This window comes from Rahnella inusitata (assembly GCF_965118895.1).
Classification (GTDB): domain Bacteria; phylum Pseudomonadota; class Gammaproteobacteria; order Enterobacterales; family Enterobacteriaceae; genus Rahnella; species Rahnella inusitata_A.
In genome coordinates this window covers 49,694-67,221 of record NZ_CBCPJJ010000014.1, presented here as the reverse complement: position 1 = coordinate 67,221, position 17,528 = coordinate 49,694, and the positions used below count along the sequence as shown (strand labels likewise).

Annotated in this window: 14 protein-coding genes; 9 read left to right on the top strand and 5 right to left on the bottom strand. The window is 52.8% G+C overall.

Annotated features, from left to right (window positions below):
* Nucleotides 1–121 precede the first annotated feature (121 nt).
* The 8 genes from ACMHLI_RS13775 to ACMHLI_RS13740 all read left to right on the top strand — a co-directional run bounded on the left by ACMHLI_RS13775 (nucleotide 122) and on the right by ACMHLI_RS13740 (nucleotide 10,955).
* The gene (locus tag ACMHLI_RS13775) at nucleotides 122–2,245 is read left to right on the top strand and encodes an alpha-galactosidase (RefSeq protein WP_413530140.1); all 2,124 of its coding nucleotides are present in this window, start codon (nucleotides 122–124) and stop codon (nucleotides 2,243–2,245) included.
* Nucleotides 2,246–2,327: 82 nt separating this feature from the next.
* Nucleotides 2,328–3,614 (top strand): MFS transporter, encoded by a 1,287-nt coding sequence (locus ACMHLI_RS13770; RefSeq protein WP_413529952.1) that lies wholly within the window; start codon nucleotides 2,328–2,330, stop codon nucleotides 3,612–3,614.
* A 67-nt stretch (nucleotides 3,615–3,681) separates the two neighbouring features.
* The gene (locus ACMHLI_RS13765) at nucleotides 3,682–4,716 is read left to right on the top strand and encodes a LacI family DNA-binding transcriptional regulator (protein WP_413529951.1); all 1,035 of its coding nucleotides are present in this window, start codon (nucleotides 3,682–3,684) and stop codon (nucleotides 4,714–4,716) included.
* Nucleotides 4,717–4,931: 215 nt separating this feature from the next.
* Nucleotides 4,932–5,684, top strand: a complete 753-nt coding sequence (locus ACMHLI_RS13760) for a sugar phosphate isomerase/epimerase family protein (protein ID WP_413529950.1) — start codon at nucleotides 4,932–4,934, stop codon at nucleotides 5,682–5,684.
* 52 nt (nucleotides 5,685–5,736) lie between these two features.
* Entirely contained in the window at nucleotides 5,737–7,029 is a 1,293-nt protein-coding gene (locus ACMHLI_RS13755) for an MFS transporter (RefSeq protein WP_413529949.1), read from the top strand.
* Nucleotides 7,029–8,006 carry a glyoxylate/hydroxypyruvate reductase GhrB gene (gene ghrB / locus ACMHLI_RS13750; RefSeq protein ID WP_413529948.1) on the top strand — a complete coding sequence of 326 codons (978 nt, stop codon included), beginning with the start codon at nucleotides 7,029–7,031 and terminating at the stop codon, nucleotides 8,004–8,006. Before ACMHLI_RS13755 ends, ghrB begins: the two co-directional genes overlap by 1 nt.
* A 141-nt stretch (nucleotides 8,007–8,147) precedes the next feature.
* Nucleotides 8,148–9,401 carry a valine--pyruvate transaminase gene (locus ACMHLI_RS13745; RefSeq protein ID WP_413529947.1) on the top strand — a complete coding sequence of 418 codons (1,254 nt, stop codon included), beginning with the start codon at nucleotides 8,148–8,150 and terminating at the stop codon, nucleotides 9,399–9,401.
* A gap of 306 nt (nucleotides 9,402–9,707) precedes the next feature.
* Nucleotides 9,708–10,955 carry a trypsin-like serine peptidase gene (locus tag ACMHLI_RS13740; protein ID WP_413529946.1) on the top strand — a complete coding sequence of 416 codons (1,248 nt, stop codon included), beginning with the start codon at nucleotides 9,708–9,710 and terminating at the stop codon, nucleotides 10,953–10,955.
* A gap of 92 nt (nucleotides 10,956–11,047) precedes the next feature.
* Here ACMHLI_RS13740 and ibpB read toward each other — a convergent pair whose 3' ends face one another.
* Entirely contained in the window at nucleotides 11,048–11,473 is a 426-nt protein-coding gene (gene ibpB, locus ACMHLI_RS13735; RefSeq protein ID WP_413529945.1) for a small heat shock chaperone IbpB, read from the bottom strand.
* Nucleotides 11,474–11,616: 143 nt separating this feature from the next.
* A complete protein-coding gene (gene ibpA, locus ACMHLI_RS13730) occupies nucleotides 11,617–12,027 on the bottom strand; it encodes a small heat shock chaperone IbpA (protein WP_413529944.1) in 411 nt (136 codons plus the stop codon).
* 393 nt (nucleotides 12,028–12,420) lie between these two features.
* Here ibpA and ACMHLI_RS13725 point away from each other — a divergent pair, with 393 nt between their 5' ends.
* The gene (locus ACMHLI_RS13725; RefSeq protein ID WP_413529943.1) at nucleotides 12,421–12,798 is read left to right on the top strand and encodes a YceK/YidQ family lipoprotein; all 378 of its coding nucleotides are present in this window, start codon (nucleotides 12,421–12,423) and stop codon (nucleotides 12,796–12,798) included.
* Nucleotides 12,799–12,855: 57 nt separating this feature from the next.
* Here the strand turns inward: ACMHLI_RS13725 and ACMHLI_RS13720 are convergent, their stop codons facing one another.
* From ACMHLI_RS13720 to gyrB, 3 genes are all read right to left on the bottom strand, one after another.
* Entirely contained in the window at nucleotides 12,856–14,118 is a 1,263-nt protein-coding gene (locus tag ACMHLI_RS13720; protein ID WP_413529942.1) for a DUF3748 domain-containing protein, read from the bottom strand.
* Nucleotides 14,119–14,146: 28 nt separating this feature from the next.
* Nucleotides 14,147–14,962 (bottom strand): sugar-phosphatase, encoded by an 816-nt coding sequence (gene yidA / locus ACMHLI_RS13715; protein ID WP_413529941.1) that lies wholly within the window; start codon nucleotides 14,960–14,962, stop codon nucleotides 14,147–14,149.
* Nucleotides 14,963–15,110: 148 nt separating this feature from the next.
* The gene (gene gyrB / locus ACMHLI_RS13710; RefSeq protein WP_413529940.1) at nucleotides 15,111–17,525 is read right to left on the bottom strand and encodes a DNA topoisomerase (ATP-hydrolyzing) subunit B; all 2,415 of its coding nucleotides are present in this window, start codon (nucleotides 17,523–17,525) and stop codon (nucleotides 15,111–15,113) included.
* Nucleotides 17,526–17,528 lie beyond the last annotated feature (3 nt).

The window sequence follows — 17,528 nt, the reverse complement described above, 5'->3', positions numbered from 1 at the left end:
TTTTCCACCCTATATCACAAATTTGCATCAACGAATTTCCCATCCGAAACGTTTCGGATCAATAGTGACTCCACCAGATAGCGTTTTATCGCTGCAAATTACCTTGTGGAGTCGTGACACTATGGAAAACCAGATCGTCCATTTAACCAGCGAACACACCAGCCTGATCGTGCGCTGCACACCGTTCGCAGAAATCCTGTACTGGGGAAATCGTCTGAGCCAGTTTTCAGCCGATGACGTCATTTCCCTTGCCCGCGCGGTACCCAATGGCCGCCTGGACGTGGAAGCCCCGCTAAATTTCAGCGCTGACACCGGACGCGGGTCTTTCGGTACACCGGGCGTTGAAGGCCATCGTGACGGTCTGGACTGGTCGCCGGTCTTTGATACCGTTGACGTCCGCCACCAGGGAAATCAGCTGACGATCACTACCGAGGATGCGACAGCCGGCCTGCAATTTCGCAGCGAACTGCGCCTCGATGACAGCGGCGTGTTGCAAACCCGCAATGCCCTGACCAATCTCAAATCCGGCACCTATCAGCTGACGCGCCTTGCCGTGACGCTGCCGCTGCCTGAACGCGCCGCCGAAGTAATGGCGTTTCATGGCCGTTGGATCAAAGAGTTCCAGCCGCACCGCACGCAGCTGGATCACGGCGGCATCATTCAGGAAAACCGTCGCGGCAAAACCTCCTCCGAATATTTCCCGGCGATGATGATCGGTCATCCGGGTTTTAGCGAAGAACAGGGCGAAGTCTGGGGGATCCATCTGGGCTGGAGCGGTAACCACCGTTTGCGTGCCGACATCAAAATCGACGGCCGCCGTCTGGTGCAGGCCGAAGCGCTGTATCTGCCGGGCGAGCAACGTCTCGAACAGGGTGAAACGCTGGAAACGCCGTGGCTGTACGCCAGCTACTCCGCCAGCGGGCTGAATCGCATGAGTCAGCAGTTTCACCGCTTCGTGCGTGAGGAAATTTTACGCTTCCCGACGGAGAAACCGCGCCCGGTACATCTCAATACCTGGGAGGGAATTTATTTCGATCACGATCCCGACTACATCATGCAGATGGCGACGGAGTCTGCCGCGCTAGGCGTTGAACGCTTCATTATCGACGATGGCTGGTTCCGCGGGCGCGGCCACGACCGTGCCGCGCTTGGCGACTGGTATCTCGATGAGAGGAAATACCCGAACGGGCTGAAACCGGTGATCGACCACGTTAAAAATCTCGGTATGGAGTTTGGTATCTGGGTCGAACCAGAAATGATTAACCTAGATTCGGATTTGTATCGCGCCCACCCGGACTGGCTGCTGGCGCTGCCGGGTTATCAGCAACCAAGCGGCCGTCATCAGTTCGTGCTCGATCTCAATAATCCACAGGTCTTTGATTATCTTGTAGAACGTATGAGCTGGTTGCTCGGCGAGCAAGACGTTGATTATGTGAAATGGGACATGAACCGCGAAATCGTCCAGCCGGGGCATGAAGGCCGCGCGGCGCTGACGGCACAAACGCAGCAGTTCTATCGCCTGCTCGACGTACTGGGTGAACGCTTCCCGCAGATTGAATTCGAATCCTGCGCCTCCGGCGGTGGCCGTATTGATTATGAAGTGCTGAAACGCAGTCATCGCTTCTGGACGTCGGACAACAATGACGCGCTGGAGCGGCAGAAAATTCAGCGCGGCATGAGCTATTTCTTCCCGCCGGAAGTGATGGGCTCGCATATCGGTAACAAGCTGTGCCACGCCACGTCGCGCCAGCACAGCATCGAATTTCGCGGCCTGACGGCGCTGTTCGGCCATATGGGCATCGAGCTCGATCCGGTGAAAGAAGGCGAGGAGGAGCGCGCCGGATTCGCGAAATATACCCGGCTGCATCAGCAGCTGAGGCCGTTACTGCACAGCGGCGACGTCTATCGGGTCGATAGCCGTGATGACGCGATGCTGGTCAACGGCGTGGTCAGCCAGAGCGGCGATCGCGCGGTGTTTCTGGTAAGTCAGCTGGCGATGCCAACCTGGTCATTACCGGGAACGCTGAGGGTGCCAGGGCTGCAGGCCGATGCGCGTTATCGCGTGACGGTGCTGGACGAACCGGCGCTGCTGGCCGGTGGCGGCAGCGGACACACCATGCGCGTGCAACCGGCATGGCTGCATGAAGCGCCGGTGCTGAGCGGTGAATGGCTGGCGAACGCCGGGCTGACGCTGCCGGTGCTGGATCCGGAAAGCGCCCTGCTGCTCGGTTTTGAACAGGTGTAATCCGGTTAGTTAAAGAATACATAAACATAAAAAACGCCGGCACTGCGGTGCCGGTTTTGATGGTTTCGGCAAGGAAATCACTATGAACCCTACACAAACTGGCGATCGTTGCTTCTATAAAAAAAATGCGAATTTCTGGATATTTGGCAGCTATTTCTTCCTCTATTTCTTCATTATGGCGACCTGTTATCCGTTTTTACCGATCTGGCTGTCTGACGTTATCGGCCTGAGCAAAACGGAAACCGGCATCGTGTTCTCCAGCATGTCGCTGTTTGCCATTCTGTTTCAGCCATTCTTCGGCATTATTTCTGACAAACTCGGCCTGAAGAAACACCTGTTGTGGATCATCGCCGTACTGCTGTTCCTCTTCGCACCGTTCTTTATTTACGTGTTCGCGCCGCTGCTGAAAATCAATATTGTGCTCGGCGCTATTCTGGGCGGCGCTTACATCGGCTTCGTCTTTGCGGGCGGTTCGGGCGCGACCGAGGCGTACATCGAAAGGGTAAGTCGCAACAGCGCCTTCGAATACGGCAAGGCGCGGATGTTCGGCTGTTTCGGCTGGGGGATTTGCGCGTCAACGGCGGGCGTACTGTTTAACATCAACCCGGATATCGTGTTCTGGATGGGATCCGGCGCAGCGGTCATTCTGATGATTTTGCTGCTGATTTCGCGTCCGCAGGAAAACAAAAATGCGCAGGTACTGGATAAACTCGGCGCTAATCAGTCGCAATTCTCGCTGAAAACGGCGGCTTTGTTGCTGAAAGAGCGCAAACTGTGGATGCTGATTTTATATGTGGTGGGCGTCGCCTGCGTTTACGATGTTTTCGATCAGCAGTTCGCCACCTTCTTCAAAACGTTCTTCTCCTCGCCGCAGCACGGCACCGAAATGTTCGGCTATGTCACTACCGCCGGTGAGCTCTGTAACGCGCTGATTATGTTCTGTTCACCCTGGATCATTAACCGCATTGGCGCGAAAAATACGCTGCTGCTGGCCGGTACCATTATGTCGATTCGCATCGTCGGCTCTTCGTTTGCAACCACGGCGGCAGAAGTTATTCTGCTGAAAATGCTGCACGCGCTGGAAGTGCCGTTCCTGCTGGTCGGCGTGTTCAAATACATCACGCAGATATTTGATGTCCGGTTCTCGGCGACCATTTATCTGATCGGCTTTAACTTCGCCAAACAGCTGGCAGCGATTTTCCTTTCCGCCTTTGCAGGCAGTTTGTACGACCGCATCGGGTTCAGCGATACCTACCTGATCCTCGGGGGAATTGCCTTCAGTGTGACCATTATTTCCGCCTTCACGCTGAGCAGCCGTCCGCAGAAACAGGCAGTTCCGGCGGCGAGACCGGTGGAGGGATTGCGCTGAGTAACGTTTACAGCCTTTCGACACTCTGTGCTAGTCTCCGTGAGATAAGCATGAGGGGAGAAAGGTTGTGAGCAAAAAACAGGAGCCGGGCGCAGCGGGTCGCGCCACGATACGTGACGTGGCCAGTGCAGCAAAAACCGGCAAAACCAGCGTTTCGCGTTATCTCAACGGTGAAAAACACCTGCTGTCCGATGATCTCAAAGAGCGCATCGGACGGGCAATTTCCCTGCTGGATTACCAGCCCAGCCAGATGGCACGCAGCCTGAAAAGCGGTCAGACGCGTTTGGTGGGGCTGATCCTCGCCGATATTACCAACCCCTATTCTGTCGAAGTGATGCGTGGCGTCGAAGCCGCGTGCCGTCAGGAAGGGCTGACGCTGCTGGTGTGTAACACTAACAACGAACTTGATCAGGAAAAACATTATCTCCAGTTGCTCAGCAGCTACCGCGTAGACGGCATTGTGGTGAACGCCGTCGGGATGCGCGAAGCGGCGATTTCCACGCTGCAACAGGCGAACCTGCCGATGGTGCTGATCGACCGCAAAGTTGCGGATTTCGCCTGCGACGTCATCGCGCTGAACAATGTGGAAGCCACAAAGATGATGACCGATCATCTGCTGCAAAATGGTTTTGAAGCGCTGCTTTTCGTCACCGAACCCGCCACCATCAACACCCGTCTGGATCGCCTGCGCACCTTTTTGCAACGTATGCAGCAATCGCCGCAGTGCATCGCCGAACAGGGTGAAATCGAGCTGAGCAATACCGAAGGGCTGGAAACGCTGCTGCGCGATTTTGTCGCTCGCCACCCGGATAAACCTAAAGCGGTGATGTGCGTGAACGGTGCGCTGACGCTTCAGGTCGCGCGCGCGTTACGCCGTCTGGATATTACCTGGGGGGCGGATATTGGTCTGTCAGGTTTTGACGAACTGGTGTGGGCTGATCTCGCGGGCGTTGGGATAACGACCTTTAAACAGCCGACCTACGACATGGGCGTTGCGGCGATTGGCCAGCTGGTGACGCGCATTCAGGGCAATACTGAACCCGTTAAAGACATCGAATTCTCCGGCGAACTGATTGCGCGCGCATCGACTGCCGCCCGCTGATTTCCTTTTCCTTCCCCCTTTTCTCTCCCGTTCTTCGTGAGCGGGATCATGTTTCTGGCTTTCCGGCCTTTCGATTGGAACCGGTTCCAATTAGGTTGTATAAAGCGAAACAAATTATTAACAAGAACACGTTTAGCCATTTGTTCCACTAAGATTAGGTCTTCTAAACGGTCGCTGGCACCGCAATTCGGTGCGTATTAACAGGATAGAGAGTCATGCAAAGAGAGATCGTCATCGTTACCGCCGCGTACGGTAACAGCGTAGTGAAAGCCCTTGGCGGGCAGGCAGAACTACTTTCAATTATCGCCGGTGCAAAAGCTGACGGAGTGGAAATCCGCCGTGAATTATTCTCCGATACGGAACTGGGTGCATTGCCCCAGCTGGCGGAAAAAATTCAACAACACGGGCTGTTTGCGGTGTATTCCGTCCCCTTCGCACTGTTCGTTCCGGGCGGCAAGCTAAACCCGGACGCTGAGCAGTATTTTGAAGAGGCCAAAGTGTTAAGCGCCCGTACCATTAAGTTTTCACTCGGTGAGTTTGAGCCGGGTGCCGATCTGACGCCGCTGAAAGTGCTGTTGGCCTCGCAGCCGGTAAAACTGGTGGTCGAGAATGACCAGTCGAGTGAATGTGGGATTCTTTCGCGCATTAACGCTTTTATGTTTGCGGCTGAATCGCTGCGCCTGCCGCTGACGATGACCTTCGATATGGCGAACTGGTTGTGGGTCGGACAAGATCCGGCCACCGCGGCGGAGCGTCTGGCGCGCCACGTCGGGTACGTGCATGTAAAAGCAGCGGAAAAACGCGCCGGCAAATGGCACGCCGTGGCACTCGATGACAGCGACGGCAGCTGGAAAACGTTGCTCAAAGCGCTGCCGCAAGGTGTACCGCGCGGTATCGAATTCCCGCTTGAAGGGGAAGATTTGACCGCTGTGACTAAGTATTACGTCGACTTGTTACGCGCTGAGTAATCGCAAAGAAAGTGGTGTAAGTCATTCTGACGAATAATCAGGAGAAACCGTTATGAAGCCGTCCAGGATCGCGCCGCGTCGCTGGTGGTACATCATGCCGATCGTGTTTATCACCTACAGTCTGGCATATGTTGACCGCTCGAATTTTAGCTTCGCCTCGGCCGCCGGAATTAATGATGATCTCGGTATCACCAAAGGAATGTCGTCGCTGCTGGGCGCGCTGTTTTTCCTGGGTTATTTCTTTTTCCAAATCCCCGGCACCATTTACGCGGAGCGCCGCAGCGTTAAGAAACTGATTTTCTGGTGCTTATTGCTGTGGGGCGGATTTGCCTCTCTCACCGGCGTGGTCAACAATATTCCGGTGCTGGCGGCGATACGCTTCGCACTAGGCGTGGTGGAAGCCGCAGTCATGCCCGCCATGCTGGTGTACATCAGCAACTGGTTTACAAAATCTGAACGCTCCCGCGCCAATACCTTTCTGATCCTCGGAAACCCGGTCACCGTGCTGTGGATGTCGGTGCTTTCCGGCTATCTGATTGAATCCTTTGGCTGGCGCGAAATGTTCATCTTTGAAGGCATTCCGGCGGTGATCTGGGCGATTATCTGGTGGTTCACCGTCAAGGATAAGCCGGAACAAGTCGGCTGGCTGAGCGAGCAGGAGAAAAAAGCCCTGAGCGATCAGCTGGCAAAAGAGCAGAAAGACATTCAGGCGGTCGGCGGCTATCGCGAAGCCTTCCGCTCGCGCAGCGTGGTCTTGCTTTGCCTGCAATATTTCTTCTGGAGTATCGGCGTTTATGGCTTTGTACTGTGGTTGCCGTCGATTCTGCACGATGGCAAAGAGATGGGGATGGTCGAAGCGGGCTGGTTGTCCTCCGCGCCGTACCTGGCCGCGACCATCGCTATGATTGTGGTGTCGTGGGCCTCCGACAAAATGCAAAACCGTAAGTTGTTCGTCTGGCCGCTTTTATTGATCGGTGCACTGGCGTTCTTTGGTTCCTGGGCCGCCGGCAGCCACCACTTCTGGCTGTCTTATGGCTTACTGGTCGTTGCCGCCGCTGCGATGTATGCGCCTTACGGCCCGTTCTTCGCCATCATTCCTGAAATGCTGCCCAAGAATGTCGCCGGTGGCGCGATGGCTCTGATCAACAGCCTTGGCGCGCTGGGCTCGTTCTTTGGTTCCTGGTTTGTCGGGTATCTGAACGGCAATACCGGCAGCCCTTCCGCCTCCTTTATTTTTATGGCCGTGTCACTCGTGCTCTCGGCAGGGTTAACTCTGCTGGTGAAACCGCGACAGGCCGCCACAAAATCCGAAGATGTTTCCTTAACTCAGGGGAGTAATAATTGATGAAGCCGTCTATCGTTCTGTACAAAAAACTGCCAACCGATTTGCATCAACGTCTCGAGCAGCATTTCGCTATCACCGAATTTGATGGCATTACTGACGAAAACCGTCCTGCCGTATTTGATGCGCTGCAAAACGCCGAAGGGCTGCTGGGATCTGGCGGAAAGATTGATAAAGAGCTGTTTGGCCATGCGCCGCGCCTGCGTGCGGTATCCACCATTTCCGTCGGTTACGATAATTTCGACGTGGCGGAGCTGACGCGTCGTGAAATCCCGATGATGCACACCCCGACCGCGCTGACCGATACCGTGGCCGACACCGTGATGGCACTGGTGCTTTCCACTGCGCGTCGTGTGGTAAATGTCGCCGAGCGCGTAAAAGCCGGTGAATGGACCGATAACGTCGGCCCGGACTGGTTCGGCATCGATGTACATCACAAAACCATGGGCATCGTCGGTATGGGCCGCATTGGTCTGGCATTAGCACAGCGCGCGCATTTCGGCTTCGACATGCCGATTCTGTATAACGCCCGCAGCCAGCATAAAGAAGCGGAAGAGAAGTTTGGCGCCCGCAAATGCGAGCTGGATGAACTGCTCAAAAAATCTGATTTCGTGTGTATTTTGCTGCCGATGACCGAACAAACGTTCCACCTGATCGGCAAAGAGGAGCTGGCGAAGATGAAATCCAGCGCAATCCTGATCAGCGCCGGTCGCGGTCCGGTGATCGATGAACCCGCACTGATTGAAGCCCTGCAAGCCGGTACAATTTATGGTGCAGGCATGGACGTATTCGAGACTGAACCGCTGCCGAAAAACTCCCCGCTGCTGAGCCTGCCGAACGTGGTTGCATTGCCGCACATCGGTTCCGCTACGCATGAAACCCGTTATGACATGGCCGCCTGTGCCGTCGATAACCTGATTGCCGCCCTGAAAGGTGACGTGAAAGAGTTTTGCGTGAACCCGGAAGTGCTGAAGAAGTAATTCACAAAAAATCCTGCCTCACTCCTTCCCTGCCTGCGCGTCCGGCGGGGAAGGACATTTCAAAACCCGGTGGTCCGATTGCACTGCTTTGCCGCAGGCGTTATTGTGGGCATCACATTTCGATAACATACAAAGCTTTCTATGACGTTTTCTGCTTTCGGTGACAAATTTACCCGTTTTTCAGGCATCACCCGCCTGATGGGCGACATGAATGACGGTTTACGCACGCCAGGCGCTGTGATGCTTGGCGGCGGCAATCCGGCGCAAATTCCTGAGATGCAGGATTATTTCCAGACGTTACTCAGCGAAATGCTGGCCGCAGGCAAACTGACGGAAGCCTTGTGTAACTACGACGGCCCGCAGGGCAAAGACGTGCTGCGTCACGCGCTGGCCGGGATGTTGCAAAAAGAACTGGGCTGGCAGCTCGACGCGCAAAACATCGCGCTGACCAACGGCAGCCAGAGCGCCTTTTTCTACCTGTTTAACCTGTTCGCCGGACGGCGCGCCGACGGCAGCATGTCCAAAGTCCTGTTCCCACTGGCACCGGAATATTTGGGCTATGCCGACGCCGGGCTGGATGAAAATCTGTTTGTTTCCGCCAAACCGAACATCGAATTACTGCCGGAAGGCCAGTTCAAATATCACGTCGATTTTGATCATCTCAACATTACCGATGACATCGGACTGATCTGCGTTTCACGCCCGACCAATCCGACCGGCAATGTAATCACCGACGAAGAGCTGATCCGCCTCGACGCACTGGCGCAGCAGAAGAATATCCCGCTGCTCATCGATAATGCCTACGGCGTGCCGTTCCCGGGCATCGTATTCACCGAGGCCACGCCGCTGTGGAACCCGAATATCATTCTGTGTATGAGCCTGTCGAAACTCGGCCTGCCGGGTTCACGCTGCGGTATTGTGATCGCCGATGAGAAAATCATCAAAGCAATCAGTAACATGAACGGGATTATCAGCCTGTCTCCCGGCAGCGTCGGCCCGGCGATTGCACATGAAATGATTGTACGTGGCGATTTGTTACGACTTTCCGAAGAGGTGATTAAACCTTTCTATTATCAGCGGGTGCAGGAAACCATTGCCACGCTGCGCCGTTATTTGCCGGAAGAACGCTGTCTGATCCATAAACCGGAAGGCGCGATATTCCTGTGGCTGTGGTTTAAAGATCTGCCGATCACCACCGAAGTACTGTATCAGCGCCTGAAACAACGCGGCGTGCTGATGGTGCCGGGCGATTACTTCTTCCCAGGGCTGGAGCATCCGTGGGCGCACACACACCAGTGTATGCGCATGAACTACGTGCCGGATTCGGAGCAGATCGAACGCGGCGTGAAGATTTTGGCGGAAGAAGTGGAAAAAGCGCACGCGGAAAATCAGTAACTTCTTTTGGGTTTCGTCTATTTATCACATATATAAACCGGTGCTTAGCAGCACCGGCTCACCATTGATCATAATGATTTATTATGGTTACGGTGCTATTTCCGCACGTCGTGAATAATATAAATAAGCAGCAAGATGCGGGCTAACAATAGAATCTATATATATTTAAAATAAAAATATTATCCCGTCAAATACATTTGATATAAAAACACTCGACAAACATTCAACTCGGTAGCTTTCGTTGACTTTAAATACCTTCCCATATAAAAGGCAAGTGGGTTTATTTAAAATAAAGGAAGGAGCCTTATGAAAATCAAGTTAAAAAAAGCGGTTGTATTGATGTCGCTTATAGTTCCCTGTCTGGCACACTCTCAGGCTGTTAGTGAATACACTTTCACTAAGAATGGTGGTGACCTGAATAATATAAAGGGAACCATTGCTGCAGCAAATGCATCACTGGTAGAAAAAAGTCATATGCCAGAATTCAACTCCGTGGGTCACATCTCTGGCTGTACCGCGACCTGGTTGGGTGATGATGATGAATGGGTTTATATTCTTTCAGCAGCACATTGCAATAATGCTAAAACTGATGTCGCAAACACTGGTTACGTATTTTACGCTGATGATTATAAAACCATTATCGGTAAAGGTCCGGGTAAGATTTATACTGTCCCAGAACGTAATCACAGGCCAGCGGGATACGGTGGTGCTTCAACCGACCTTGAGATCCTCAAATTAGTTAAAGCTGCGGACTTCGTGGATTCCAATGGCAAAAAGGTGGTAAAACCTGTTCTTTACGATGGTACGGAAGAAAAAGGTTTACCCGTTCAATTCGTAGGGTATGGCATATGGGGTGTGGGTTTAGCCCTTACGACAATTGAAAGTCGGATGACAACCACGAGTATCATTGACAGTATTTTTGAGCAAGACCACGGAATTTCCGCAGGATATGAACCGGTCAAAGAAAGTGAGAAATGGGGTAGTACAACCCCAGGAGACAGTGGTTCTGCCTGGTGGCAAACGCATCACGGCATAAAAACCATTATCGCAGTTACCAATGGTGGTGGCGAAAGAAGCAGTACAGGTCCTCGCGTATCACAATATATCGACTGGATTAAAACTGTTTATCCTGATGTTGATATTCTTTCTGAGCACGCCTTTGATTGGTCGGATAACGATCGAAAAGGTACCATCGGTGATCTGTACGTTTATAATAATCCTTACAATTATCAGACTGAATACTTTATGTTATCTGGGCTGGGATCCGATAGCCGCTACTGGTATTTCCCAACGGATAAAACCAATAATAACTACTGGCGCTACCTGGGTACCAATAAGCAAGATGCATTACAACACATAGCAGATCTCAAAGGTTATAAAAACTGGAGTTCTAATAATCATCAGGGTACTGCTAAGGACGTTTATGTTTATTACAACCCTTACAATAATGACACTGAACTCTTTGAGTTGAAGCAAACCGGTGAATACGGTTACTTCCCAACCGATAAGAAAGACAACAAGTACTGGACATATATCAAAACGGTTAAGTACTAAAGCCGGAACAGTTGCATTTAATAAAAAGTAGTTAAGTAAAGGGAGGACGTGATGTCCTCCCTTTTTATTTCATTCATTCGACATATATCCGGTTAGCTTTCTAACGCAGGCCTGTCTGTTCCGATAGCAATTTTCTGCGGTTGCAGCGCTTGCGGTACATCACGCACCAGGCTGATATGCAGCAGGCCGTTGACGAACTCCGCCGCTGAAACGTGCATATGTTCAGCCAGCGTGAAGCTCAGAGTAAACGGCTTGATGACGAGCCCCTGATGCAGATACTCGACTTCGGTTTCCGGCAGCTGCGGCGTACCGCTGACGGTTAGTCGCGGGCCTTCTACTTCAATATTCAGGTCGCTTTGTTTAAATCCGGCCAACGCCAGCGAGATGCGATAATGGTTATCGTCTGACTTCTCAATGTTGTACGGCGGAAATGCCTGATCGGCACCCTGCATGGAACTGGCTAATTTATCGAAACCAATCCACTGACGCAGTAATGGGGAAATATCGTAATTACGCATGGTGTTACTCCTTCTTTGAAGCGAGATTAATGATCCCATCAACCGTTTGGATGTGACGGGGCAGCTCCCTGACGGCAAGCCTAAACTTTTTCATTTTCTGGCTGTCTTCACATACGGTTTTTAAAATTCAGACAGCCCGTTGATTAGAGAATTTCGATACGCCGCGGTTTGGATGATTCAGGAACGATGCGTTCCAGATCGATATACAACAAACCGTTCGCCAAGTTGGCGGCTTTAATCTGTATATGTTCGGCCAGCTGGAATTTGCGTTCGAAATTACGTTCAGCGATGCCCTGATATAAATACGTGCGGTCGGTTTCTGTCGGTGCATGTGCACCTTTGACCACCAGCATGTTGTCATGGGCCGTGATGTCCAGCTCGGATTCGGCAAAACCGGCTACCGCGATCGCAATCCGGTAATGGTTTTCATCCACCAGCTCGACATTGTAAGGGGGATATCCGCCGCCCTGATTCTGACCCGATTCGATAAGATTAAACAAACGGTCAAAACCAATAGCAGAACGGTACAGCGGGGATAAATCAAAATTACGCATTACTACTTCTCCTGATATTCAGCGAGTATATTTGTTTGAGACCTTCCCTTGGGACAGGCCCGCGACACATTTCTTTCTGAAAGAGGAAATACCCTTCCGGCGTATATCCTCCTGCGTCGTAAATTAAAAATGGCGACTAAAGAAAAATTTTCAAGTCCGACGCCACAAAAAAAAACGAAAATTTTTGGGTTGGCTTGAACAGTAAAAGACAAAATGCGTGACGGAGAGCTGCCAGCGAATACGGACAGTTTTCAGCAAGATTTCAAATAGTCATTACACTTAATGAGATCGCAGCCACAGAGCTACAGCATGCTTTGTTAAATTTTTTAGTTGAGTGGTATAAGTCGTTTTGACGAAAAAAACTCAGCCTGACAGCATAAGATGAGTTCTAACATGAAGAAATTTGTACTAGTGCCGCTGATAACCGGATGCGCATTTTTAGCAACCAGTGGCTGTTCCAGCGTCATGACCCATACGGGCGGCGATACGGGATATTATTCTGGCACGCGCTCGGACGTGGAAATGATAAAGAGTGATGACACCAGCTGGGCGATTACGCCTCTGTTATTGTTGGATCTGCCGTTCAGCGCCGTGCTTGATACCGTACTTTTGCCGTATGACTATTTCCGCAGCGGCACCGTGACAGCCCGGGATCGCATCAAGGCCAGCGAAGAACGTAATCTCGCGCTGAGTAACGGCGTCGATATCGATCATGTGCCGCCGATGTCTGCAACCACGCATTCGCAGCAATCATCGGCTCACAAAAAATAGCCTGCATAGACATCAACAAACCGGCCAACGCAGGCCGGTTTGTTTTTTTAAGCCGCGCTAGCAGCTTGATGTCATCGCAATCTGAGCAAACTCACCGCACTGGCGCATAAACGCCACTTTACTGCCATCCGGCGCATACACTACCGCATCGGCGCAGGGCGCAATTTCGGTTCTGTCCGTCAGCCGGGTCATCTCACCCGTTGCCACATCAAGGCGCATCACGCTGTTGTCGCACACTAGCGCCAGCGATTTACCGTCAGGGCTCCAGCTGAAAGCAGACTGAATGCCCGTTGCCGTATGGCTGATTTGCAGCGGCTCGCCGCCATTCGGTGAGACCGTCCACACCTGTACCACGTCCTGCTTGTCTTTCATCAGAAACGCAATCTGTGTGCCGTCTGGCGACGTGCGCAGCCAGTGGCGCGGCTGCGTCGCGATGCCTTTTTCGGTGAATGTGATGCGTCGCTGCTTCACGCCCGCAGGCGGTGCTGGCAGCGTTTCCGGTGTACCCTGCAACAGTTTTTCGCCTGCACGCAGATAATTTTCATCGATGTATGGCAAATCCACCACGAAGATTTCAGGGTGTTTTTCGCCGTTTGCTGACAACGTATCGCCGATAAACGCCAGCGCCCAACGCTGATGGCTGCCGTCAGGTTTCAGATACCCTTCGGTGCCAATCCAGCCTTCCTCATAAGCGCGGTTGATATCGTCACTGCCAGGCGCAGGTGTCGCGGTAGTTTCGCTGACCAGCACGCAGAAATGGCTGCCATCATATTCACGCGGATGATGTTTTGCCGGAGCCACCGGATATCCGGACAGCGCGACGCCGACGTTGCGCAGATCGAGAGCCGGATCCAACTCATGCAAAACGTGGTCGTTATAGGTGAAGCTGAGACGTGAACCGTCAGGGCTGAAGACGTGAACGTGCGTACCGCCGCGCAACGCACCCGGTGTGAAAGGTGGGGTGATGTCCATCGCATCGAGCGTGACGGCTTCATTGCGAGATGGATCTGAGACGATGACACCGCGGCGGTGATGGAAATCATATTCCCAGCTGGCATCCGGGTTTTCCGGGCCATGAATAAAGGTGTAACGTACCGGCAGAACCGGGCTGACGGTGGCCACACCGACGTGTGCGCCTTCAGGAGCGCGGTATATCACTTGCGTTTCACCGCTGTCGATACTCACCCGCTCAATGGTTGAACCGGTAAAAGAGCCGCCGTGCGGACGCACGTCATACACCAGCCACTGGCTGTCCGGCGTCCAGACGTTAATGTTGGTCAGCTGATGCCCGCGGGCATCAGAGGTTAATAGTTTTTCCATGGCCGCGGCGGGCTCCTTTTCAGCAATCTCAGACGTTCAGGACAAACTTCTCCACCGCAAACGCCACACCGTCTTCGGTATTGGTTTTGGTGACGAACTGGCTGACGGCTTTCACGCTGTCGAGCGCATTGCCCATCGCCACGCCGAGCCCGGCATATTCCAGCATCGCGATATCATTTTCCTGATCACCCAGCGTCATCACGCTTTCGCGTGCGAGACCCAGTTTTTCCACCAGTACTTTCACGCCTTCGCCTTTATTCACGCGCTTATCGAGGATTTCGAGGAAATACGGCGAGCTTTTCATGATGGTGTAACGCGCTTTGGCTTCTTCCGGCAGCTGGCTGATGGCGCGATCCAGCAGTTGCGGATCGTCAATCATCATCACTTTCGGGAAAGTCAGCGTCGGATCCATCTCTTCTGCCGGGCAGAACTGCAATGGAATACCGGTGGTGAAGGACTCATGAACGGTATAGCTGCTGACGTGGCGGTTCGCGGTGAACAGATCGGTTTTGGTCAGCGCATGGAAATGTACGCCGAGCTGACGGGAAAGTTGTTCGAAGTAGTGATAATCATCAATCGTCAGAGCTATTTCGGCGATCACGCTGCCATCTTTCGCGTTATGAACCAGCGCCCCATTGTTAGTAATGCAGTAACATCCGTCCTGCTGCAAATCCAGTTCCTGTAAATAACGTTGTACGCCGATAAAAGGACGCCCGGTCGCCAGAACGATCTGTACGCCTTTTGCACGTGCGTCGGATAACGCTTTTTTCACGGCAGGCGTGACTTCGTGCTGCGGATTGAGCAACGTCCCGTCCATATCAATTGCAATCAATTCAATAGCCATAGCATCCTCAGAGTTGGAATAATCTTTCTCAATGCTAACGCGATCACAACCTGTAAAGCCAGACAGAATGCGGGTCGCGTCAGACGAAAAAAAAGTCCGAAGCGGTTTCCCGTTTCGGACTCTGTTCTGCCATTCAGCCAGCGTTCAATCAGATATCGATATTGGCGGCTTTCAGGGCGTTCTCTTCGATGAAGGCGCGGCGCGGTTCAACCGCATCGCCCATCAGCGTAGTGAACAACTGGTCTGCCGCGATAGCATCTTTCACCGTCACGCGCAGCATGCGGCGTTGGGTAGGATCCATCGTGGTTTCCCACAGTTGCTCTGGGTTCATTTCACCCAGACCTTTATAACGCTGAATCGACAGGCCGCGACGCGACTCTTTCACCAGCCATTCCAGCGCCTGCTCGAAGCTGGTCACTGGCTGACGGCGTTCACCACGTTCGATGTAAGCATCTTCTTCGATCAGGCCGCGCAGTTTTTCACCCAGCGTACAGATTTTGCGGTATTCGCCGCCCTGAATGAAGTCTGCATCGAGATCGTAGTCGGTATCCACACCGTGAGTACGAATGCGCAGGATTGGCTCGAACAACTGGTGTTCAAGATTTTCGCGCACGATCGCACTGTAGCTGCTGCCGTGCTGCTCTTTCTCGTTCAGACGAGACACCAGCGTTTCGATCCATTCTTTCACTTTCGCTTCATCGGCCAGTTCAACACCCGCCAGCGTTGGCTGATAGACCAGATTGTTCAGCAGCGCACGCGGATAACGACGTTCCATACGACCAATCATTTTCTGCACGCTGTGATGTTCAGCGACCAGTTTCTCCAGCGGTTCACCCGCCAGTGCCGGAGCATGGGCGTTGGCGTGTAACGTTGCCCCGTCCATCGCAATGGAGATCTGATACTGATCCATTGCTTCATCATCTTTAATGTACTGTTCCTGTTTGCCTTTCTTCACTTTGTACAGCGGTGGCTGCGCGATAAACACGTGGCCACGCTCAACAATTTCAGGCATCTGACGGTAGAAGAATGTCAGTAACAGGGTACGGATGTGCGAACCATCGACGTCGGCATCGGTCATGATGATGATGCTGTGATAGCGCAGTTTATCCGGGTTGTATTCGTCACGGCCAATACCGCAACCGAGTGCGGTGATCAGCGTCGCCACTTCCTGAGAAGAGAGCATTTTGTCGAAGCGCGCTTTCTCAACGTTGAGGATTTTACCTTTCAACGGCAGAATCGCCTGGTTCTTACGGTTACGGCCTTGTTTTGCTGAGCCGCCCGCTGAGTCCCCTTCCACTAAGTACAGTTCGGAATGTGCCGGGTCGCGTTCCTGACAGTCAGCCAGTTTGCCTGGCAGACCGGCCAGATCGAGCGCGCCTTTACGACGGGTCATTTCGCGTGCTTTACGCGCGGCTTCACGCGCACGGGCTGCATCGATGATTTTGCCGACAACGATTTTCGCGTCGCCCGGGTTTTCCATCAGATAATCAACCAGCTTCTCGTTCATCAGAGACTCAACGGCGGTCTTCACTTCGGAAGAAACCAGTTTGTCTTTGGTCTGAGAAGAGAACTTAGGATCCGGCACTTTTACCGAAACCACGGCGATCAGGCCTTCACGGGCATCATCACCGGTGGCGCTGATTTTCGATTTCTTGCTGTAGCCTTCTTTATCCATATACGCGTTCAGCGTACGGGTCATCGCAGAACGGAAGCCGACCAGATGGGTGCCGCCGTCGCGCTGAGGGATATTGTTGGTAAAGCAGTAAATGTTTTCCTGGAAACCGTCATTCCACTGCAACGCCACTTCCACACCGATATCGTCTTTCACGGTGGAGAAATAGAACACGGTTGGGTGGATTGGTGTTTTGTTTTTGTTCAGGTATTCCACGAAAGCTTTGATACCGCCTTCATAATGGAAGTGATCGTTCTTGCCGTCACGTTTGTCGAGCAGGCGGATCGCCACACCGGAGTTGAGGAATGACAGTTCACGCAGGCGTTTCGCCAGAATGTCATACTCGAATTCCGTTTGATTGGTAAAAGTGGCATAGCTTGGCCAGAAGCGCACGGTCGTGCCGGTTGCTTCGGTATCACCGACCACTTTCAGCGGATCCTGCGGCTCACCGTGGACGTAAGTCTGGGTGTGCACTTTGCCTTCACGGCGGATAACCAGTTCAAGTTTTTCCGACAGGGCGTTAACGACGGAAACACCCACGCCATGCAGACCGCCGGAGACTTTGTACGAGTTATCGTCAAATTTACCGCCGGCGTGAAGTACGGTCATGATGACCTGAGCAGCAGAAACGCCCTCTTCTTCGTGAATGCCGGTAGGAATACCACGACCATCATCCTGTACGGAAACAGAGTTATCCGCATGGATCGTGACCTGAATCTCTTTACAGTGGCCCGCGAGGGCTTCGTCGATAGCGTTGTCCACAACCTCGAATACCATGTGGTGCAGACCAGTGCCGTCATCGGTATCGCCGATATACATGCCGGGGCGCTTACGCACCGCGTCCAGCCCTTTTAATACCTTGATACTTGAGGAGTCATAAGAATTCGACATCAA